Annotated in this window: 18 protein-coding genes; 7 read left to right on the top strand and 11 right to left on the bottom strand. The window is 67.7% G+C overall.

The window, feature by feature from the left end; translation table 11 throughout:
- The first annotated feature begins 389 nt into the window (after positions 1–389).
- From DIE04_RS27580 to DIE04_RS27565, 4 genes are all read left to right on the top strand, one after another.
- Positions 390–1,595 carry an MFS transporter gene (locus DIE04_RS27580; RefSeq protein ID WP_124520988.1) on the top strand — a complete coding sequence of 402 codons (1,206 nt, stop codon included), beginning with the start codon at positions 390–392 and terminating at the stop codon, positions 1,593–1,595.
- Positions 1,596–1,971: 376 nt separating this feature from the next.
- Positions 1,972–3,279 (top strand): dicarboxylate/amino acid:cation symporter, encoded by a 1,308-nt coding sequence (locus tag DIE04_RS27575; protein ID WP_124520987.1) that lies wholly within the window; start codon positions 1,972–1,974, stop codon positions 3,277–3,279.
- A 455-nt stretch (positions 3,280–3,734) separates the two neighbouring features.
- Entirely contained in the window at positions 3,735–5,669 is a 1,935-nt protein-coding gene (locus DIE04_RS27570) for an SMP-30/gluconolactonase/LRE family protein (RefSeq protein ID WP_124520985.1), read from the top strand.
- A 267-nt stretch (positions 5,670–5,936) separates the two neighbouring features.
- Complete coding sequence (locus tag DIE04_RS27565; protein WP_124520983.1) at positions 5,937–8,822, top strand: beta-propeller fold lactonase family protein; 2,886 nt, start codon at positions 5,937–5,939, stop codon at positions 8,820–8,822.
- Between the two features lie 132 nt (positions 8,823–8,954).
- Here DIE04_RS27565 and DIE04_RS27560 read toward each other — a convergent pair whose 3' ends face one another.
- The 8 genes from DIE04_RS27560 to DIE04_RS27525 all read right to left on the bottom strand — a co-directional run bounded on the left by DIE04_RS27560 (position 8,955) and on the right by DIE04_RS27525 (position 17,097).
- Positions 8,955–9,404, bottom strand: coding sequence for an N-acetyltransferase (locus DIE04_RS27560; RefSeq protein WP_124520982.1), 450 nt, complete (start codon positions 9,402–9,404; stop codon positions 8,955–8,957).
- 67 nt (positions 9,405–9,471) lie between these two features.
- Positions 9,472–10,428 (bottom strand): hypothetical protein, encoded by a 957-nt coding sequence (locus tag DIE04_RS27555; RefSeq protein WP_124520981.1) that lies wholly within the window; start codon positions 10,426–10,428, stop codon positions 9,472–9,474.
- Positions 10,429–10,554: 126 nt separating this feature from the next.
- Positions 10,555–11,511, bottom strand: a complete 957-nt coding sequence (locus DIE04_RS27550) for an amidohydrolase (RefSeq protein ID WP_124520980.1) — start codon at positions 11,509–11,511, stop codon at positions 10,555–10,557.
- Complete coding sequence (locus DIE04_RS27545) at positions 11,489–12,436, bottom strand: YncE family protein (protein WP_044847506.1); 948 nt, start codon at positions 12,434–12,436, stop codon at positions 11,489–11,491. Before DIE04_RS27545 ends, DIE04_RS27550 begins: the two co-directional genes overlap by 23 nt.
- A gap of 33 nt (positions 12,437–12,469) precedes the next feature.
- Complete coding sequence (locus DIE04_RS27540; RefSeq protein WP_124487125.1) at positions 12,470–13,762, bottom strand: MFS transporter; 1,293 nt, start codon at positions 13,760–13,762, stop codon at positions 12,470–12,472.
- Between the two features lie 98 nt (positions 13,763–13,860).
- The gene (locus tag DIE04_RS27535) at positions 13,861–14,778 is read right to left on the bottom strand and encodes a dihydrodipicolinate synthase family protein (protein ID WP_124520979.1); all 918 of its coding nucleotides are present in this window, start codon (positions 14,776–14,778) and stop codon (positions 13,861–13,863) included.
- A gap of 8 nt (positions 14,779–14,786) precedes the next feature.
- Complete coding sequence (locus tag DIE04_RS27530) at positions 14,787–15,959, bottom strand: L-rhamnonate dehydratase (RefSeq protein ID WP_124487123.1); 1,173 nt, start codon at positions 15,957–15,959, stop codon at positions 14,787–14,789.
- A gap of 61 nt (positions 15,960–16,020) precedes the next feature.
- On the bottom strand, positions 16,021–17,097 hold the full coding sequence (locus tag DIE04_RS27525; RefSeq protein WP_124520978.1) for a 4-hydroxythreonine-4-phosphate dehydrogenase PdxA: 1,077 nt from the start codon (positions 17,095–17,097) through the stop codon (positions 16,021–16,023).
- A gap of 155 nt (positions 17,098–17,252) precedes the next feature.
- On the opposite strand from DIE04_RS27525, the gene DIE04_RS27520 reads away from it, so the two are divergent.
- Positions 17,253–18,197 carry a LysR family transcriptional regulator gene (locus tag DIE04_RS27520; protein WP_124487121.1) on the top strand — a complete coding sequence of 315 codons (945 nt, stop codon included), beginning with the start codon at positions 17,253–17,255 and terminating at the stop codon, positions 18,195–18,197.
- Between the two features lie 146 nt (positions 18,198–18,343).
- Here the strand turns inward: DIE04_RS27520 and DIE04_RS27515 are convergent, their stop codons facing one another.
- Both DIE04_RS27515 and DIE04_RS27510 read right to left on the bottom strand, forming a co-directional pair.
- Complete coding sequence (locus DIE04_RS27515) at positions 18,344–19,627, bottom strand: MFS transporter (protein ID WP_124520976.1); 1,284 nt, start codon at positions 19,625–19,627, stop codon at positions 18,344–18,346.
- 86 nt (positions 19,628–19,713) lie between these two features.
- Positions 19,714–19,935: a hypothetical protein gene (locus tag DIE04_RS27510; protein WP_124520974.1), complete on the bottom strand. Its 222-nt coding sequence runs from the start codon at positions 19,933–19,935 to the stop codon at positions 19,714–19,716.
- Between DIE04_RS27510 and DIE04_RS27505 the strand changes: the two genes are divergently transcribed.
- The gene (locus tag DIE04_RS27505; RefSeq protein ID WP_185500433.1) at positions 19,934–20,212 is read left to right on the top strand and encodes a hypothetical protein; all 279 of its coding nucleotides are present in this window, start codon (positions 19,934–19,936) and stop codon (positions 20,210–20,212) included. The genes DIE04_RS27510 and DIE04_RS27505 overlap by 2 nt on opposite strands.
- A gap of 139 nt (positions 20,213–20,351) precedes the next feature.
- Here the strand turns inward: DIE04_RS27505 and DIE04_RS27500 are convergent, their stop codons facing one another.
- Entirely contained in the window at positions 20,352–20,507 is a 156-nt protein-coding gene (locus DIE04_RS27500) for a DUF3309 family protein (RefSeq protein WP_124520972.1), read from the bottom strand.
- A 211-nt stretch (positions 20,508–20,718) separates the two neighbouring features.
- Between DIE04_RS27500 and DIE04_RS27495 the strand changes: the two genes are divergently transcribed.
- Positions 20,719–21,393: a histidine phosphatase family protein gene (locus tag DIE04_RS27495; protein WP_124520970.1), complete on the top strand. Its 675-nt coding sequence runs from the start codon at positions 20,719–20,721 to the stop codon at positions 21,391–21,393.
- Positions 21,394–21,404: the final 11 nt, after the last annotated feature.

Here is a 21,404-nt window from a genome sequence, read left to right as displayed (position 1 = left end):
TCGGGATTGATCCGGCACGGTCATCGAACCGTTCGGTGTTGCGAGTCTGTCGATCCGACTACGAGGTGGTGACCGCCGGGGCGGCGCGCGTGCCGGTCTGGCATGGCGCGCTGTATCCTGAAATCTTCCGGCGGCCGTGGCATCTCGTCACGGTCGGTGTCACGAAGCGGTCGGATACTGCCGGCGTGCGCGGCCTGACGGAACGGGCAGCGGCCGCGCCGCGTGTCGAGGTGGCGGACGGCCGGCAATCGGCACCGTCACGCGAGTCCTGCCGCGCGGTGTGCCGATTACCGGCGCTGACGTGTTCCCGCGCCGCGGCGCGCCTGTCCTGTCGGGACAGGGAACCCCGTGGCAAGTCGCACCGCCCGCAACCTTGATGCAGATCGATCATGAGCGCTCCAACCCCGATTGCCGGCAAGCCTGCGATTCCGCGGACCGTGTGGGCCCTGGGTCTCGTGAGCCTCTTCATGGACCTGTCGTCCGAACTGATCCATGCGCTGTTGCCGATCTATCTGGTGTCGACGATGGGCATGAGCGTCGCCGCGCTCGGCGTGCTCGAAGGGGCGGCCGAAGCGACGGCGATGATCGTCAAGGTGTTCTCCGGCGCGATCAGCGACTGGCTCGGGCGTCGCAAGGGGCTGCTGCTGATCGGCTATGGCCTCGCGGCGCTGACCAAGCCATTGTTTCCGCTGGCGTCCACGCCGGCCGTGGTCGTGACGGCCCGTCTGCTCGACCGCGTCGGCAAGGGAATTCGCGGCGCGCCGCGCGACGCGCTGGTGGCCGACGTCGCACCGCCCGAAATCCGCGGCGCCTGCTTCGGCCTGCGTCAGTCGATGGATACCGTGGGCGCGTTTCTCGGGCCGATGCTCGCGATCGTGCTGATGCTCTGGTTCGAGGACCGCATCCGGACCGTGCTGTGGTTCGCCGTGGTGCCGGCGTTCGTCGCGATCGCATTGATCGTCTTCGGCGTACGTGAGCCGGAGCAGTCGAAACCGGACCGGCGCTTTCGCTCGCCGTTGCGCTGGAACGCGCTGCGCGAGTTTCCCCGCGGTTACTGGTTCGTCGTCGCGGCCGGCGCGACGTTTACGCTCGCGCGCTTCAGCGAGGCATTCCTGGTGCTGCGTGCGCAGCAGACTGGGCTCGATGCGGCGTGGATTCCGGGCGTGATGGTCGCGATGAGCGTCGCTTATTCGGCGTCCGCCTGGCCGGTCGGCATTTTGTCGGACCGGCTCGATCGCCGCGTACTGCTCGCGGCCGGCATGGTGCTGCTGATCGCGGCCGACCTGCTGCTCGGCATCGGCACGTCGACGCTCTCGATGTTCGCCGGCGTGGCCGTGTGGGGGCTGCACATGGGCTTCACGCAGGGCATCCTCGCCGCGATGGTGTCGGAAACCTCGCCGGCCACGTTGCGCGGGACCGCGTTCGGCGTGTTCAACCTGGTGAGCGGCATCTGCATGCTGCTCGCGAGCAGCATCGCCGGCGCGCTGTGGGCGCGGTTCGGCGCGTCGGCCACGTTTCTCGTCGGTGCGGCGCTGGTCGTGGTGCCGCTGTGCCTGTGCCGGTTCATGCCGCGACCCGGCACGTCGCCGGCGTGATGCGTCACGCCGGGGGCTCGCCGACGCCCCGCTCAAGGCCGAACGGGCGCGCAGGTGCCTGAAGCCTGAAGCCTGAAGCCTGAAGCCCGAAGCCCGAAGCCCGAAGCCCGAAGCCCGAAGCCCGAAGCCCGAAGCCCCAGACCGGCGAAGGCCCACTCCGCCTAGTTGCCCGCGTCGCCTTCCGCCATTAGCTTTCAGATTTGAAAGATTGTCCGGCGTTTGCGATAGAATGCCTCCCCTGTTCGCCGTGGCCATGCCCACGGACGGGCTCCGGCATTCGAAAACGGCGCGCACCGCGCTCGCGGAATTCCATCCCGTTTCAATGCCGGCGATCGACCTGCCGTTGGAAACACCCGTTCTGTAATTTGGATTGCTAATGAAGAAGAAGCACAACATCACCAAGTACATCGTCATCGCGATGGTGCTTGGCATTGCCGTGGGCTACGCCTGTCATAGCGCGTTTCCCGACCCGAAAATGGCCAGGGAAGTCGCCGGCTACGTGTCGCTGCTGTCCGACGTGTTCCTGCGCCTGATCAAGATGATCATCGCGCCGCTGGTGTTCGCGACGCTGACCGTCGGCATCGCGCAGATGGGCGACAGCGGGTCGGTCGGCCGCGTCGGCGTGAAGGCGTTCGGCTGGTTCTTCATCGCGTCGTTCACGTCGCTGCTGCTCGGCCTGATCACCGCGACGATCCTGAAGCCGGGCAGCCACCTGAGCCTGCCGCTGCCGGCCGCCGATGCGGCGCTGAACCTGAAGACGGGCGCATTCACGCTGAAGGATTTCGTCGTCCACCTGGTGCCGAAATCGATCGCCGAGGCGATGGCGAACAACGAGATCCTGCAGATCGTCGTGTTCTCGATCTTCTTCGGCACCGCGCTGTCCGCGCTCGGCGACGCCGGCAAGCGCCTGACCGGCGTGATCGACGATCTCGCGCAGGTCATGCTCAAGGTGACGGGCGCGGTGATGTGGTTCGCGCCGGTCGCGGTGTTCGCGGCGCTGGCGTCGACGATCACGACGGAGGGGCTCGGCATCCTGCTCACGTTCGCGAAGTTCATGGCGAGCTTCTACCTGGCGCTGGCGCTGCTGTGGGGCGTGCTGACGCTCGCCGGCGTGGCGTTCCTCGGCAAGCGCGCGTTCACGCTGATCCGCCTGATCCGCGAGCCGTTCCTGCTGTCGTTCGCGACGGCGAGCTCCGAGGCCGCGTATCCGAAGCTGCTCGACGCGCTCGACCGGTTCGGCGTGAATCGCAGGATCTCGAGCTTCGTGCTGCCGATCGGGTACTCGTTCAACCTCGACGGCTCGATGATGTACTGCACGTTCGCGGTGCTGTTCATCTCGCAGGTGTACGGGATCGACCTGCCGCTCGGCACGCAGATCACGATGCTGTTGATGCTGATGGTGACGTCGAAGGGGATGGCGGGCGTGCCGCGCGCATCGCTGGTCGTGATCGCGGCGACGCTCGGCCAGTTCCATCTGCCGGAAGCCGGACTGCTGCTGATCATGGGCGTCGACATGTTCCTCGACATGGGGCGCTCGGCGACCAACGCGGTCGGCAACTCGATCGCGGCTGCGGTGGTCGCGAAGTGGGAAGGCCAGCTCGGCGATTCGCGCGACGACACGGATCCGGACGGCGGCGGCGAGATCACTCAGGCGGAAGTGCAGGAGACGGCAACGTCCGCGTGATTTCCCCGTTTCAAATGAAACGATCTGCACCGGCCTGGATTCGACCTGGATACAGGCCGGTGCAACATCTGCCGGCAATACCCGCCGGCAGTTGTTCCTTTACCTGCCTCCGGCGATTTTCCCGATCCGCCGAAAAACCTTCCCATTCCCGATACGCCGCATTCCGACCCGCGGTGATATTCCCGTCGGCGAACGCCGGATTTCCTCGATATCAAGGTACGCGCGTAAGTGGTCATTCACTCTCGCGCAATCGCGCGCGCCGTCTGCGCCAGCGGTCCGCAATTTTTTTCGATTTATATAACGCTATTCTCGCTGCAGCCGATTATCGAATGCGCGCGCGATGTAATACCGACTGCACCGGATGATTTAAGCGGCAGTATTTACGCACTGCCGATTTCAAACCATCCGGCCGCCCCCTCATGTGAATGATTCCACCATTCAGGAGAGCATCAGCCATGGTCGCCGGAAAACCGATTCAGGCCGTGCTGCTCGCCGCCGCGATCGCCACGATTGCGCCGGCCGGATACGCGGCCAACACCACCGACTGGCTGGCGAACACCTACGGCACGCTCGCCGCGCACGTCGGCAACGTCGCGCGTTCGATGTGGGTCGCGCCCGAAGGCGTGATCTACACCGCGTCGATGTGGGACGAGGACGAGGGCGGCGTCGCGATCTACCAGAACGGCAAGAGCGTCGGCTCGATCGGCACGCACTCGGAATTCCAGGGCAGCGCGATCACGGGCAACGCGACGTCGCTGTTCGTCGCGCTGCAGCCCGGCAACGGGTACGGCAGCGGCGCGGTCGGGCGCTACAACCGCGCGACGCGGTTCCGCGACAAGCTGATTCAGGTCACGGCGGCGACCGACCAGCCGCGCATCGACGTCGTCACCGGGCTCGCCACGGCCGGCTCGCTGCTCTATGCGAGCGACTTCTACGGCAATCGCGTGCGGGTGTTCACGACCGACGGCGTGTGGCAGCGCGACATCGGCGTATCGGCGCCGGGCGCGCTCGCCGTCGACGGTGCGGGCAACGTCTGGGTCGCGCAGAAGAGCGCGGGCGCGGTCGTCGAATTCAGCCCGGCCGGTGCGCTGCTGAACACGATCCGGCTGGCCGCCGGGTCGCAGCCGTCTGCGCTCTGTTTCGATGCGGCGACGGGGCAACTGATGGTCGGCGACGAAGGCCCCGACATGAACATCAAGCGCTATACCGTCGCGGGCCGGCCCGCGCTGGCCGGCACGTTCGGCGTGCGCGGCGGCTATCTCGACACGACGACGGGCACCAAGGGGCAAGTCGGCGCGCAGCGCTTCACCCGCGTGGCCGGCATCGGCAAGGACACGGCCGGCAACCTGTACGTGCTCAACAACCCGTGGGGCGGCAGCTGGGATCTCGGCCGCAACGGCGCGACCGACATTCACGCGTACGGCAGCACCGGCAGCCTGCGGTGGACGCTGCAGTCGCTGAACTTCGAAGGCATCGCCGCGCCGGACCCGGTCACCGACGGCGCGCTGTTCTACAGCGGCACGCACGTCTACAGCGGCACCGCGGGCGGCGCCTTCGTCGCGAACACCGTCGATCCGTTCACGTATCCGTCGGACCCGCGCATCAATATGGGCGACGCGCAGCGCGACGAGCACTTCGGGCTGCTGACGTCGGTCGGCGCGAACCGGATCCTCGTCGCGGCGGGGCAGAATCCGCCGGTCTATTATTTCTTCCACTTCAACGCGGCCAACGGCTACGTCGCGATTCCGGACGGATCGATCCCCGGGCCCGCGTTCAACACGACCCGGCGCGTGTCGGCCGGCTTCAGCCTCGACAGCAACGGCGGCGTATGGGCCGGCCTCGACAAGACCGGCGCCATTTATCACTATCCGCTGACCGGTTTCGATGCGAGCGGCAAGCCGTCGTGGGGGCCCGGCGTGCCGACGCCGGTGCCGGCCAGCATCCAGCCGCTCACGCGCATCGCCTATCTCGCCGACAGCGACACGATGGTGCTCGCGCAGGGCGTCGTCGGCAGTACCGACTGGACGTCGATCGGCACGCGCATCGAGGTGTATCACGGCTGGCGCGCGGGCAACACGACGAAGCCGAACCCGGTGATCACGCTGCCGCACAGCGGCGCGAAGTCGATCGATGCGGCCGGCAACCACCTGTTCGTCGGCTACTGGTTCAGCAGCAGCGGGCCGCTGTGGCCGAACATCGACGCATTCAATCTCGACACCGGCAATCTCGACACGACGCTCGTCAACGCGAGCCCGGCGACCGTGGATACCAGCAGCGCGATCGATGCGATGTACAGCGTGCGTGCATACCGTCGTGCGAACGGCGAGTACGTGGTGACGAAGAACAACGTGAAGGGAAACAGCATCACCGTTTACCGGTGGACGCCTTGAGAGCGAGCCCTCACGGCCACGATGACACCGCGATGGCTGTCATCGAAATGCCTTCGCTGTAACGATGTGTAAGAAGCCGGCCCGCAACGGAGCCGGTCATCCGCTTGACATTGGGCGGCGATGTAATGCCGGCACGTCGGCGATCGTCGACGCAATGCACTCGATCGACTGGCAAGGGCCCTCGCCGCCGTGCGACATGGGCAGACAACGCCAGGATCATGCCGGACACGTCAGACGGTAATCGCCCCATCAGTACAGAGGATTCCTATGAAAAATAGCCAGGTCAAGCGCGCGCTCCGACTCGGAGCCGTCATGTCGGCCGTGTTGCTTGCGTCGCACGCGCATGCGGACGGTTTCGACGCTGCCGATGCCGCCCGCGTGCCGAGCGGTCAGTTCGTCACGCCGCTCGCCGTGCGCGGTGCAGTCCAGCAATTCCTGAATCCCGGACTGCCGGCCTATCCGCATTTCGTCGCGGGAGAAGCCGTGCGCTCGCAACTGAGCCCGGACGGCAAGACGCTGGCGATCATCACCGCCGGCCAGAACTCGCTGTACAAGCCGGACGGTTCGGTCGACACCGCGGCCTCGACGCAATTCATCTTCCTGTACGACGTCGCGGGCGCGAACAAGACGCGCCCGGTGCTCAGGCAGGTGCTTCAGCAGACCAACGCGTTCGTCGGCCTGGCGTTTTCGCATGACGGGAGCACGCTCTATGCGACCGGCGGCAGCGACGATGCGGTCTACGTCTACGCGCAGCAGGGCGGCGCGTGGGCGCTGTCGACGACGATCGCGCTCGGCCACGCCGGCAAGGGCGTCGGCATCCGCGTGCAGCCGAACGCGGCCGGGCTCGCGCTGTCGGCCGACGGCAAGACGCTCGTCGTCGCGAACAACTACAACGACTCGATCAGCGTGATCGATACCGCGACCCGCAACGTGCGTTACGAGCACGACCTGCGGCCGTTCTTCTCCGGCAACGAAGGCCGCAGCGGCGACGCCGGCGGCACGTTCCCGTTCGCCGTCGCGATGAAGGGCAACGGCATCGCGTACGTGTCGTCGGATCGCGATCGCGAGATCGTCGCGATCGACGTGTCGTCGCCGTCCCGCGGCCGCCTGCTCAAGCGCATCAAGCTGGACGGCAATGCGCTCGGCATGACGCTCGACGCGTCGCAATCGAGGCTGTTCGTCGCGCAGGACAACGCCGACCAGGTCGCGGTGATCGACACGAACACCAACGCGGTCGTGACCCGGATCGACGCGCGCGCGCCGGCCGGCGTGCTGGCGCACGGCCAGGCGCACACGGGCGCGGCGACGTACGCGGTCACGCTGTCGCGCGATGGCCGCACGCTGTATGCGACCAATGCCGGCGCGAACGAAATTGCCGTGATCCCGCTCGTCGGGGAGCGCGCGTATCGCGTCACCGGCCTGATTCCGACCGCGTTCGAGCCGCACGACGTGACGTTCAGCGCCGACGGCACGTGGATGTACGTGGTGAACGGCAAGAGCACCACCGGCCCGAACCCGGACCACCTGTTCGGCGCGACGCCCGCGCAGGCCGCCGCGTCGCGCGCGTCGAACGAATACCAGTTCCAGCTCGAGCGCGCGTCGCTCGTGAGCGCGCCGGTGCCGGCGGCCCACGAGTTGCCGACGCTGACGCAGCAGGCCGCGCGCAACAACTTCTATCGCCCGGAAGACAACGACAGGGACAACGAAGTGATGGGCTTCCTGCGCCGCCACATCAAGCACGTGATCTACGTCGTGAAGGAAAACCGCACGTTCGACCAGGTGCTCGGCGACATCGGCAACGGCGCCAACGGCGATCCGAAGCTCGCCCAGTTCGGCCGGAACATCACGCCGAACTTCCATCGCCTGGCGAGCCAGTTCGTGACGCTCGACAACTTCATGAACCCGGGCGACGGCAGCATGGACGGCTGGTCGTGGGCGCTGCAGGGGCGCGTCACCAACACCGAGACGATCACCCAGCAGATCAACTACGCGGCGGTCAATCGCGGCCTGTCGTACGAGAGCGAGGGCACGAACCGCAACGTGCCGGTGAACTGGGAGACGGTGCAGCAGCGCGATGCGGCGGCAGGCCCGGCCGGCACCACGAACTACAGCAACGCGGCCGCCACCCTGCCGGGCGGCGCGGCGAACCTGCTTCCGGGCACCGGCAACCATGCGTCGTCCGACGCGCCGTTCGGCCGCCAGCGCGGCTACATCTTCGACGCGGTGCTGGCCGGCGGCGGCACGGTACGCAACTACGGCTTCCTCGTGAACAACGTCGGCAGCATCGGTACGGCCGCGAACCCGATCGTCGATCCGCACGCGGCCGGCGTCGTCCAGGCTGCGGCGCTCGACCCGCGGCTCGCGTCGATGACGGACGTGTATTTCCGCGGGTTCGACCAGAACTATCCGGACCAGTGGCGCCTCAACGAGTGGAAACGCGAGTTCGACCAGTACGTCGTGGGCGGCAACCTGCCGACGCTGTCGCTGGTGCGCCTGTCGCACGATCACATGGGGGCGTTCGGCACGGCGCTCGCCGGCGTGAACACGCCGGAGACGCAGCAGGCGGACAACGACCTGGCGGTCGGCCGGCTGGTCGAAGCCGTCGCGAAGAGCCCGTATGCGAACGACACGCTGATCGTCGTGACCGAGGACGACGTGCAGGACGGCCCCGACCACGTGGATTCGCATCGCGGGCCCGCGTACATCGTCGGGCCGTACGTGAAGCAGGGCGCGGTGATCCGGACGCGCTACAGCCAGGTCAATGCGCTGCGCACCATCGAGGACGTGCTCGGCACGCAGCACATGAACCTGAATACCGCGTACCAGCGGCCGATGACCGACGTGTTCGACGTGCACGGCCCGGCGTCGTGGACCTACACGGCCGTCGCGTCGACGGCGCTGAAGGGCACCGGGCTGCGCCTGGCCGACGGGGCGGGCGAGAATCTCCCGCATTACGCGGCCGGGCCGGACGTCACGCCGAAGCATGACGCGGCGTACTGGGCGAAGGTGACGGCGAAGTTCGACTTCGACGATGCCGACGAGGTGCCGGCGGATCAGTTCAACCGCGTGTTGTGGAAGGGCATGATGGGATCGCAGCCGTATCCGAAGCTCAGGGGCGTGACGCAGAAGGTGGCGAGCCGCGACGACGACTGATCGTCCGGCTGGACGGTCTGCAAGCGGGCCCTCCCGGCGGGAGGGCCCGTGTTTTTTTGCGAGGTGTGCGGCGGGGGGCTGCGTCGGCGGCATTCGGTGCGCCTCGTGTGCGGCCGGCCGGGCCGCGCGGCGTCATGCGTGCCATATCAGGTTCGCGCTGCTGTCCGTTTCGGACAGGAGCCGGAACCCGAGCCGCTCGTAGAGGCGCAGCGCCGGGTTGCCGTGCAGAACGCTGAGCGATACGGGCACGGGCTCGCGCGCGGCTTCGCTCAGCAGTTCGCGCAGCACGGCTTCGCCGATGCCTCGACCCTGTCGCGACGGGAGGATCTGGATCTGGTGGACTTGCCATTCCCCGGCGGCGCGCGTCACCTTCAGCAAGCCGATCGAGTCGGCATCGGCATCCGTGCCTTCGCAGACGATCAACGCATCGTCGAAATGCGTCGCGATGCGCTGGTGGTGCGCTGCGTCGTCGGTGGGTGCGCCGACGCGTTGCAGATGCTCGGTCATCGTGAGCTGGCGCAGCCTCAGCAGGAACGGCAGGTCGGCGGCAGACGCCGGGCGCAGGCGGATCGCAGGGGGCATGGTCGGAGCGCGTTCGAGAGCGGGTTCGATGGCATGCAGCGCATGATTCACGAGCGCGGCATGCCGGTCAAAGGCCGGGCAACTGGATTTGCCGCGCGGCCGGACGATGCTCGAGGACGTTCGTGACCTCGTATTCGGTCTTGGCTCCGTCGGCGGTCTGCCACTGCTGTACGCGCACGCTGCAGACGAGTACGTCGCCCTTGCTGAAGCTGATCTGGTTGTTGTCCACGCAATTCAGGAAATTCGCATCGGTGATCGCGGCGTGGATCGTGGCGGCACCGTCGTAGAGACGCCATTTGTTGTCGTCCTTGAACGCGAGCGACACGATCGAAAACGCCATCTTGCGATGCTCGTCGAGGATCGGTACGTCGGCTTGCTCGGGTACGCGGAACCAGTCGACCTCGTCCCGGGTGACGGTCTCGAACACGTCCGTGTCGGTGCCGGCCGAGAAAATCGTCACGCCGTCGCGCGAAAGCGGCATGAGCGCACGGGTGGTCGCCTCCCGGACACTCACGTCCCGCAGCAGGGTGAGGACGGACAGTTCGATCTCGAGCGTTTCGCCATCGACGTGCAGCACGGCGGTGCGTTCGTTCATCCGGACGCGCTGGATCGGGCGGCCGCGCAACCACTTGAGTACCGCGAACAGGCCCTTTCCGACTTTCGGACCGGCAATGCCGAGCGCGGTCAGAATCGTGACGGCATTGGCGAGTGCCGCGCCTTCGCTGCCGCTCAGCATGTCGCGCATTCTGCCGAGGAGCGAGGTCGCGAGCGTGAAGTCGATGCCGAAGCTGCCGGTCTTGAAGCTGCCCCGGACGTTCACCTGTGGCCGAACCTGGTCTCCGCAGAGCGCCTTGGCCGAGGCCTCGAGCAAGTCGCCGACGGCGAGAAGGGCGGGCGCGAGTTCCCGCACGTCCATTTCGGACGATTCGAGTGCCGGCCCGTCATAGGTAATGCGAAAGTGGCTCATGTCGCCAAGTGTACCGGCCGCGGCGAAGCCGGCCGTGTTTCCGTTGCGGTTGATCATGCCGGATGGGTTGACTCGAAAGGCCATCGACGCGCGAAGCGCAATGCTTTCGTATACTTTTCGAATCATCCTGCGGTCAACCGGATACGTACGATTCCGGCCGTCCGGCCGATGCGTCAAGCCCGCTCACGCGATCCGGTACACACGCATCGCGTTGTCATGCCAGATCGCACGGCGCGCCGCATCGTCGAGGTCTGCCATCGCGCGAGCGAACGTGCGCAGCAGCGCCGGATACGACACCCGCAACCCCGCCACCGGAAAATTGCTCGCGAACAGGCAGCGCTGCCAGCCGAATATCGCGATCGTGTCGCGGATGATCCGCGCGTTGTCCGCGTCGTTCCACGCCGCATCGCGCAAGCCGAGTTCGGAGATCTTGACGGTCACGCGCGGCGAGGCTGCGAGCGCTTCCATGCCGCTGCGCCAGCGCGCGAGCCCCGCGCGCGAGCGGTCCCACGGCAGCCCGGCATGTTCGAGCACGACGTCGACGCCGGGCGCATCGGCCAGCAGCGCGGCCGCGTCGCCGAGATGCCAGAACGGCACGCGCAGGTCCCAGCTCAGGCCATGCGCGGCCAGGCGTTCCAGCGCGGCCGGCCAGCGCGGGTCGCGCAGCGTGGCGGGCCCGTCGACGGCCGCGTCCGGCGACGCAGCGGTGCGCGGCTTGAACCGCACGCCGCGCACACGCGGCCACGCGGCCTGTTCGGCGAGCCGCTCGTGCGCGTCGTCGGCCAGCAGGTCGACCCACGCGACGACGGCCGACGGCAGCCCGTGCGCGGCCGCGACCTCGTGCAGCCAGCGTGTCTCCGCGAGCGCCTCGTCGCGCGCCCGTTCGGCCTCGACGTGCACGCTCGCGACGAGCGGCGCGCGTTGCGCGGCGTGCCGGTAGTCGTCCACGCCGAAATCGCGGCACAGCGCCGCGTAGTCGCCGAACATGAAGTGCGCCGGATCGTACCGGTCCTGCAGCCACGGGTAGTGCGCGCCCGCGCCGAGCTGCCAAAGGTGGTGATGCGCGTCGACGAGCGCCGCCGGCATCGCGTCGGGCGGCGGTGCGTCGTCGCGCCGCTCAGCGCGTGCCGGCGAGCACATACGACGCATCCGGTTCGCGCAGCGTCGGCAATGCACCGACGAACCGCCACGCATCGAGATCGAGTTCGCGCACGTAGTCGTCCTGGAACGACACGTACGCGACGCGCCGCGACGGATGGAACGACAGCGCGGTCGGGTTCGCGGGCAGCGCGACGCGTTCGATTTCCTCAAGTTGCCGTGCATCGAACACCGAGATCGACCGCTCGCCGGAATTGGTCAGCAGCAGCAGGTCGCGGCCGTCCGGCGCGGTGGTGCGGTAGATGCGGTTGGGATCGCTGCGGGTCTTCACGCGGCGGCCGCAGGTCATCGTGTCGGTGTCGATCTCGACGAGCGTGTCGTCGCCGCGATTCGCGACGAACAGCGTGCGCTCGTCGCTCGACAGCGCATTGCCTTCGGGACGCGGGCCGGGCATCACCGCACGCGGCGCGACGGTCGCGTCGCGCGGATGGAATTGCGTGACCGTGTTCGACAGCAGGTGCACGCCGTACGCGCGGCTCGCATCGCGCGTGAGCGTCACGAGGTGCGTCTTCACGCCGCCGGACGGTACGGCCATGTTCGGCACGGCCTGCCGGGTCGGCGCGTCGAACACGAGCAGCATGTCGTGCGCCTCGCTCATCGCGTACAGCCGGCCGTCGCGATCGGCCGCCATCCCGTGCGGCCGGTAGTACGGCCACAGGTCGAGCATGCGCGTGTGCGTGCGCTCGACGAGGTCGATCTCGGCGATCCGGTGATCGCCTTCATGGCCGCGCGACCACGCGGTCTCGATCCCGAAGATGCCGACGTACGCGAAGCGGTCGTTCACGTCGACGGTGAACTCGTGCGGGAAGTTCGGCAGCACGATGTGCTTGAGCGCGGCTTTCGTCTCGAGGTCGTAGAAGCTGAAGGTGTGGGCGCATTTCTGCACCAGCAACAGGATGTCGTTCATGGTGTGTCTCCGTTGATTCGTTCGCGTGTCCGGTCAGTCTTCGCAGCGCCTGGGCAGCGTCAGCGCGAGCAGGCCGGCCACCGCGAGCGTGACGGCGAGGCTGTACACGCCGGCGGCCGCGCTCACGTGCTGGGTCAGCACGCCGACCGCATACGGGCCGCAGAAGCCGCCGAGGTTGCCGAGCGCGTTGATCAGGCCGCGCGCGCTGCCGGCCGTCTCGACGCTGCACAGCTTCGGCGGAATCGCCCAGAACACGCCGGCCGCCGCCTGCAGGAAGAAGCCGCAGCCGATCAGGAACGCGAACGACACGATCATCGACGCATGCGTGAGCACCGACAGCGCGAGGCACGCGGCAAAGCCGACGAGCGGCAGCAGCACGAACAGGCGCCGCTTGCCGGTCCGGTCCGACAAATACGACGTGGCGAACATCCCGATCACCATCGCGACATACGGCAGCATCGCGAGCAGGCCGACCTTGCCCATTCCGCCGTGCGTGAGGTTTTTCAGCAGCGTCGGCAACCACATCGTATAGCCGTAGATGCCGACCTGATAGCAGAAGTTGATCGCGATCAGCAGCCAGATCGTCGGGTTGCGCAGTATCGCGCCGAACGACGCGGCGGCCGGCGTGCCGGCGGCCTGCTTGCGCGCCTGTTCGTCGCGCAGCGCGTCGAGGATGTACGCCTTCTCGCGCGGCGACACCCAGCGCGCGGTTTCCGGGCTGTCGTCGGCGAACATCAGCCACGCGAACAGGCACAGCAGCGACAGCGCGCCGGCGCTGTAGAACAGGTGACGCCAGTCGTATGCAGCGAGGATGAAGCCGGACAGCGGCGCGGTGATCATGCCGGCGAGCGGCACGAACATGATGACCATCGCGTTCGCGCGGCCGCGTTCGCGGTCGGGAAACCAGTGGCTGACCATCGTCAGCACGACCGGCAGCATCCCGCCTTCCGCCACGCCGAGCAGGAAGCGCAGCGTCAAAAGTTGCCACGTATGGGTGACGAGCCCGGTCAGCACCGACAGCACGGCCCAGCTCACGAGCGACCACGCGATGAACTTCTTGCCGCTGCCGAGCGCGGCGCGCCGGCCGCCCGGAATCTGCAGGAACAGGTAGCCGAAGAAGAAGATGCCGCCGGCGAGGCCGGCCATCGTCGCGTTCATGCCGAGTTCGGCGTTCATCCCGCCCGGCATCGCGAACGCGATGTTCACGCGGTCCATGTACGAAACGATGCAGGCGAGCAGCAGCGGCGGAATCACGCGCAGCCAGCGGCGGCGCGGAATGGCATCGCCGGCTTCATAGGCCGGGGTGGCGGGGTTCAGCAGAGTCATGGTGTCTCCGATCCATGTGATGAGCGGCGGCGGCCTTCTGTCGGGCCGCCGTCACGCCGATGCGCAACGCAACGCGCGTTGCGGGTACGAAACGATGGCTAGCGGCCCCAGCGCAGCACGAGCGGATCGAGCCGCCGTGCCGCGTCGAGCAGGCCAGCACGCACCTGCGGATGCAGTTCGGGCCAGGGCGCGCGCGGCCGGTCGCACGCGATCACGCCGCCTTCCTTCAGCAGCGCCTTCGCGGTCAGGAAGCCCGACTGGCGGTTCTCGTAGTTGATCAGCGGCAGCCAGCGCGCGTATTGCTCGCACGCTTCGTCGCGGCGTCCGGCGAAATACGCGTCGGTGATGCGGCGGATGCCGTCCGGATAACCGCCGCCCGTCATCGCGCCGGTCGCGCCGGCATCGAGGTCGGCGAGCAGCGTGATGCCTTCCTCGCCGTCCCACGGCCCTTCGATCGCATCGCCGCCGAGCGCGATCAGCTCGCGCAGCTTCGACGCCGCGCCGGGCGTCTCGATCTTGAAGTACGACACGGCGTCGATCTCGCGCGCGAGCGTCGCGAGCAGCGACGCCGGCAGCGCGACGCCGCTCGCGGGCGCGTCCTGGATCATCAGCGGAATGTCGAGGCCGTCGGCGATTTCGCGGAAGAACGCGCGGATCGATGCGTCGGGCACGCGGAACGTCGCGCCGTGATACGGCGGCATCACCATCACCATCGCGGCACCGAGTGCCTGTGCGCGGCGGTTGCGTTCCGCGCAGATCCGCGCGCTGAAGTGCGACGTCGTGACGATCACCGGCACGCGGCCGGCGACGTGCTCGAGCGTCGTGCGCGTGATGAGGTCGCGTTCGTCGTCGCCGAGCGCGAACTGCTCCGAGTAGTTCGCGTGAATGCAGATGCCTTGCGAGCCGGCATCGATCATGAAGTCGAGGCAGCGGCGCTGGCCGTCGAGGTCGAGCGCGCCGTGCGCGTCGAAGATCGTCGGCGCGACCGGAAAGACGCCCTTGTAGCGTGCGTGCATGGGCGGCCTCACTCGACGATGTCGAACTGGTCGAGGAACTCGGTCTTCAGCGTGAGACCGAGGCCCGGGACGTCGTCGCGCAGCTGCAGGAAGCCGTTCTCGGCCACCGGCTCGCCGTCGAAGATGTAATAGAACAGCTCGTTGCCGACTTCCACGTCGAACATCGGGAAGTACTCGCTCATCGGCGATGCGAGCGTGCTCATCGTCAGGTGATAGTTGTGCATCTGGCCCGCATGCGGAATCACCGGCACGCTATACGCCTCGCACAGCGCGTTGATCTTGTGCGCCATCGTGATCCCGCCGACGCGGTTCGTGTCGTACTGCACGACCGACACGGCCTTGCGGTCGAGCAGCTGCTTGAAGCCGTACAGCGAAAACTCGTGCTCGCCGCCCGAGATTGGAATGCTCGTCAGCCGGTTCAGCTCCGCGTAGCCGTCGATGTCGTCGGCGATCACCGGCTCCTCGAGCCAGCGCGGCTGGTACTTCTCGAGCTTCGGCAGGATGCGCTTCGCATACTCGAGGTTCCAGCCCATGTAGCACTCGAGCATCAGGTCGTTGTCGTAGCCGATCACCTCGCGGATCGCCGCGACCGACTTCAGGTTCTCCACCACGCCCTGCTGGCCGTGCGCGGGCCCGTAGCCGAAGCGCATCTTGAACGCGCGGAAGCCTTCCTTCAGGTATTGCTGCGCTTCCTCCTGCATCGCCTTCAGGTCGGTGCGGTAGAGCTTCGAGTAGTAGCAGGGGATCTTCTCCTTGGTGCGGCCGCCGAGCAGCTTGAACACCGGCTTGCCGACGCTCTTGCCGAGGATGTCCCAGATCGCGATGTCGACCGCCGAGATTGCCGCCATGCCGATGCCCTTGCGGCCCCATGCGTGGGTCGCGCGGTACATCCGCTGGTTCAGGTACTCGTAGTCCCACGGGTCCTGGCCGATCACGAGCGGCGCGAGGTACTGGTCGATGATCGCCTTCGCGACGTGCGGCGCGAGCGCGACGTTGCCGAGGCCGACGATGCCGTCGTCGGTCTCGACTTCCACGACCGTCCACGCATGGAAGCGGAACGTGCTCATGGTTTCCTGCGGCGCGTACAGCAGGTCCATCGCGTTCGAGCAGAAGTTGCCCTGCGGCGGAACGGTCTTGCCTTTCCACTGGAATACGCGGGCGCGCACGGAGCGGATCTTCATGTTGGTGTCTCCTGGAATCGATGTTGTCGTGTGTGTGTCGTGTGCGGCTGGCGCGCGAGCGTCACGCCGAAACGGTGGAGGTGCGGCGCGCGGCGCCCATGCGGCAGGCGATCTGCAGCGCCTGCCAGGTCGCGCCGACGTCGGCCGTGCCGCGGCCCGCGATGTCGTACGCGGTGCCGTGCGCGGGCGTCGTGATCGGCACGGGCAGCCCGCCCTGCACGGTCACGCCGCGCGAGAAGCCGAGCAGCTTGATCGCGATCTGCCCCTGGTCGTGGTACATCGTGACGATCGCCTGGTAGTCGCCGGCCTGCGCCTTCAGGAAGATCGTGTCGGCGGGGAACGGGCCGTGGAACGGCGCGTCGGTCGGCCAGTCGCGCGACTGCAGCTTGCGCACGGCCGGCTCGATGATGTCGACTTCCTCGCGGCCGCAGCTGCCGCCGTCGCCGCCGTGCGGGTTGAACGCGGCGATCGCGATCTTCGGCGCCGCGACGCCGTTCGCGAGCAGCGACCGGTAGATCAGTTCGGATGCCTGTTCGATTCGCGCGACGCTCAGCTGGGCCGCCGCATCCTTCAGCGGAATATGCGACGAGATGCGCGCGGTCCACAGCTCGCCGAGCGTGTTGAATTCGCAGAAGTAGCCGGTCACGCCGAGCGCGGCGGCGAAGTGGTGCAGCTCGTCGTCGTGCCGGAGCCCGCCGAGCTTCATCGCGTACTTGTTCAGCGGCGCGAAGCAGATCGCGTCGATGTCGCCGGCGAGCGCGGCGTCGAGGCACCGGTCGAGCACGGTCAACGTCGAGCGGCCGCCGGCCGCGCCGGGCTGGCCGACGGTGACCTGCGCGCGATCGATCGTGTCGAGCGCGACGAACGCGGCGCGCGCGGTGGACGGCCGGCCGCGCACGGCGGCGAGCGACGCGACGGGTTCGACGTCGACCGTCACGCCGGCGACGCGCTGGCCGGCTTCCCACAGCCAGCGGTCGCCGATCAGCACGAGGTTCGCGCGGGACGTCGCGTCGGGCCGCGCGAGCAGTTTCGCGATCAGTTCGGCGCCGATGCCGGCGGGGTCGCCGAGGGTCAGCGCGACGACGGGCAGTGAAGCGGCGGGCAGTGCAGCGGCGGGCACGGCGGCGGCGGTCGTCATGCGGCGTCTCCGTGGCGGGCGGCGGGCGGTTGCATGTTCATGCGGTGTCTCCGGTGGCGGCGTGTGGCCGTTGGTGTATGGGGTTCATGCTAGGTAGACGGAATGAGTCGGTAAATTGAAAACTCTTGATGAATCGATAACCTGGAGTAATCGAAATGGGCTCGATCGATCGACGAGACTCGACTCCCCAATTGCTGAACCGGCTGCGGATGCGGCAGATCGCGCTGCTGCTCGCGGTGGATGAATGCTCGACGCTGCGCGCGGCGGCCGGGCAGCTCGGCCTCACTCAGCCGGCCGCGACGAAGATGCTGGCCGAACTGGAAAGCGCGCTCGGCCAGCGCCTCTTCGATCGTGTCGGGCGCGGGCTCGTGCTGAACCCGGCCGGCGAGCGCGTGCTCGGCTATTTCCGCGGGATTCGCGGCAGCATGGAGGCGCTCAATCGCGAGCTCGGCGAGCTGCAGCTCGGCAGCGCGGGGCGGCTCGCGATCGGCAGCATCATGGCGGCGTCGCCGGGGCGGCTCACCGAGGCGCTGGTGCAGCTGAAGGCGCGCTATCCGCTGCTGGCGATCGACATCGCGGTCGATACCAGCGACCGGCTGATGCCGCAGTTGCGCGAGGGCGTGCTCGAGGTGGTGATCGGCCGCAACGTCGGCACCGATTGCGACTTCCGCGTGGTGGACGACGAGGCGCTCGCGATCATCGCGGGCCGCGACCATCCGCTCGCGGGCGCGGGGCCGGTCGAATTCGACGCGCTGCTCGATTACACGTGGATCCTGCAGCCGGCCGGCAGCCCGGCGCGCGAGGTGGTCGAGCGCGAGTTCCGCGCGCGTCACCAGCCGATGCCGCGCGGGCTCGTCGAAACGGGGTCGATCCTGACGACGATGAACCTCGTCGACCGTTCGCGGATGCTCGGCGTGATTCCGTTGACCGTCGCGCAGCGCAACGCGGCGCACGGGCTGGTTGCGATCATCGATTACGAACTCGACCAGAAGCTGCCGTCGTATGGCAGCCTCGTGCGGCGGGATCGGCCGCTGAGCATTCCGGCGCAGCAGTTTCTGGCGCTGTTCCATCGGGAAGGCGGGCAGGGCGCGGGCGATTGATGGAAGGCGGGGCGGCTACGTTGCGGCGTCACGCACCGGCGAGCTTCGCTCGCGGTGCGTGATGACGGCGATCAGGGCAGGTCGGGACAATCCACGCCGAGCAGGACCAAGCCCGATACCGCGCGGCGAACCGCCGCCACCCCGCGTCAGCGTGCCGACGGCGCGGCCGGCGCTTCGGCGAGCGACGGCGTCGATGCCGACAGCGCGCGATCCGGCCGGATCCGCAGCGCGGCGACGATGCCGATCAGCAGCATCGCGACCGACCCGACGAACGGCACCGTCCAGCTTCCGGTGTGGTCGACGAGATAGCCGAACAGGATCGGCGACAGGATCCCCGCAATCGCGGAACCCGCATTCATCATCCCGCTCGCGATGCCCGCGTGCGTCGGCGCGATATCGCTCGGCACGGCCCAGATCGGCCCGATCGTCAGTTCGAGGCACAGGAACGACCCGGACAGGCACAGCGCGATGCCGGCCGTCGAATGCACGAACGCGAGCGGCAGCATGCAGGCGAGCGCGCCGGTGAAACTCGCGACGATCACGCTCTGGCGCGACAGCGCGAGGTTGCCGGTCTTGCGGTAGATGCGGTCGCACAGCCAGCCGCCGAGCGTGTCGCCGACGACGCCCGCGAAGAACACGCCGGATGCGAACAGCGCGGTGGACTTCAGGTCGAGGCCCTTGCCGTTCAGGAAGAACGTCGGCAGCCACGTGAAGAACAGCCAGGCGGTCCAGCCGTAGCAGAAGTACACGAAGATCGTCGGCGCCATCCGGCGGAACAGCGGGCCCCACGGCGTCGGGCCCGGCGCCGGTGCCGGCCGGGCGGCGGCAGCGGTGCGCGTACGGTTGTCGCCGCCGTCGCCGAGCGGGTACTCGCGAAAGCCGGCGATCCACCAGACGAGCCACACCAGCGTGACGGCGCCGATCACGAAGAACGCCGCGCGCCACGACAGCCACGTCATCAGCGCGGCGACGATCGGCGGCGTGACCGCGTTGCCGAGCCGCGAGAACGAATGCGTGAAGCCCTGCACGACGCCGCGCCGTTCGCGCGTGAACCAGTGCGTGATCGCGCGGGCCTGCGCGGGCAGCGTCGCGCCTTCGCCGATCCCGAGCAGCAGGCGCGCGGCGAACAGCAGCGCGAGGCTGTGCACGAGCCCGGTCATGAAGGTCGACGCAACCCAGATCAGCCCGCAGCCGATCAGCGTGATGCGGGCGCCGAAGCGGTCGGCGATCCAGCCGCCGAAGATCTGGCAGATCGCGTACGAATACGCGAACGCGGAGAACGCGATGCCGAGTTCGGTGTTCGACAGCCCGAGTTCGGCCTTGATCGCGCCGGCCGCGGTCGCGAGGTTCACGCGGTCGACGTAGAGGATGAACGAAAGCGCGCACAGCAGCCACAGCGTATGGCGTCGTTGACGGTGATCGGTCGGCATGTGTCTCACTCCATTCTCGTGCGCGTCGTTGCAATGACGCCGCGTTCACTGGCCGGGCCAGCATCGCGCGCCGGAGGAGGCATCGTCTACTGAATCTTTTCGATCAATTGATAACCTGCGGTGTTCGGTTTCGCCGCGTTCGGGTGCCGGCTCGGGGCGCCATGCGGGTTTTCCACGAACGGTTGCGGCATGATGCGGGATGGCCGCGCACGGACACGACGCACGGCATGGGTCGAACGTGTTTCGACGCCGGTGCCGTCATGATGCAGTGACGCCGCGCAATCGCACAGTCGGGAATGGACGGACATGGAACAACGGCTTTCACGCCACCGGGACAACCGCTTCTGGCAACTCCAGCCGGTGAAATGGTGGATCCAGGGGCACGGCCGCGACGGCTATTCGTTCCGGCTGCTGCTGATGCCGCTGGTTGCCGCGTTCGTGCTCGAGTTCGTGTGCGTGATGCTCGACGCGCCGTTCAGCGCGCTCATCGTGATTGGTGTGATGACGCTGTTCCTCGGAATCGCCGGGTATTACGGCGCGAAGCGCGAATGGCTGGTGCCGTCCGGCCGCCGCACGCGCTCGTGAAGGCGCGTACCAAGCAGGCGGCCGAGCGATCTATCGGCTCGCCATTGCCGGCTTGGCGTTCATCGCGGGCGTTTGTAAAGAAGCCACGGCGCGCGGACCGAACGACGCGTGCCTGTTGAACCGGCACGCGTCGTCACACTCAGATGTGGCCCAGCAGCACGAGTATCACGACGACGACGACGATCAGCCCGAGGGAGCCCGATGGCCAGTAGCCCCAGCTTCGGCTGTGCGGCCACGCTGGAAATGCCCCGATCAGCAGCAGAATCAGAACGATGATAAGGATTGTACCGAGCATCGCACCCCTCCTGAATTTGTTCGACATGACGGTGCCTGGTGGCGCAATTCCCGTGCCGCAGTGCACGGCCGTCGGCGCAACCCGGCGAAAGCGCACTGTTTGGATACCGGGAATTCATGGGGTGAATAGCGTCCGATTCAGAAAATAAATTTCAAAAATGCAGACCCGGTCGCTATGCTGACCCTTCGGTTTCCCCTCAGGCGGGCAGGCAATGGCTGAACTCTTTCTGGTACGGCACGGGCAGGCGTCGTTCGGCACGGACGACTACGACCGGCTATCCGCGGCCGGCGAGCAGCAGGGCGTCTGGCTCGGCGAATACTTCGCGGGGCAGGGCCTGACGTTCGATCGCGTGATCTGCGGCACGATGAACCGGCATGCGCAGACGGTCGCCGCGATCCTGCGCGGAATGGGCCGCGACGGCGTGGCGGTCGACCGCCATCCCGGCCTGAACGAATACGACTTCCACGGGCTGTTCGCGGCGGCGGCGAACGACTATCCGGAGATCGCGCGGCTTGCGGCCGGCTCGATGAAGGAGCACTTTCGCGCGCTGCGGCAGGTGCTGCACCTGTGGGCCGACGACAGGCTCGGCGACACCGCCCCCGAAACCTGGGCGCATTTCCAGCAGCGCGTCGCCGACGCGCGCGCCGCGATCCGCGGCGGCGGCAGCCAGCGCGTGCTCGCGGTGAGCTCCGGCGGCCCGATCGCGGTGACCGTGCAGCAGGTGCTCGCCGCACCGCCGTCGAGCGCGATCGCGCTGAACCTGCAGATCCGCAACAGCAGTCTTTCGCAGTTTTTCTTCAACGCCGAAGCGTTCCACCTCGCGTCGTTCAACGGCATCCCGCATCTCGAGGATCCCGAACGGCACACGTGGCGCACCTACGGCTGACCCCACGAACG

This window comes from Burkholderia sp. Bp8994, from assembly GCF_003853805.1.
GTDB lineage: Bacteria > Pseudomonadota > Gammaproteobacteria > Burkholderiales > Burkholderiaceae > Burkholderia.
This window is presented reverse-complemented; position numbering and strand designations above follow the sequence as displayed.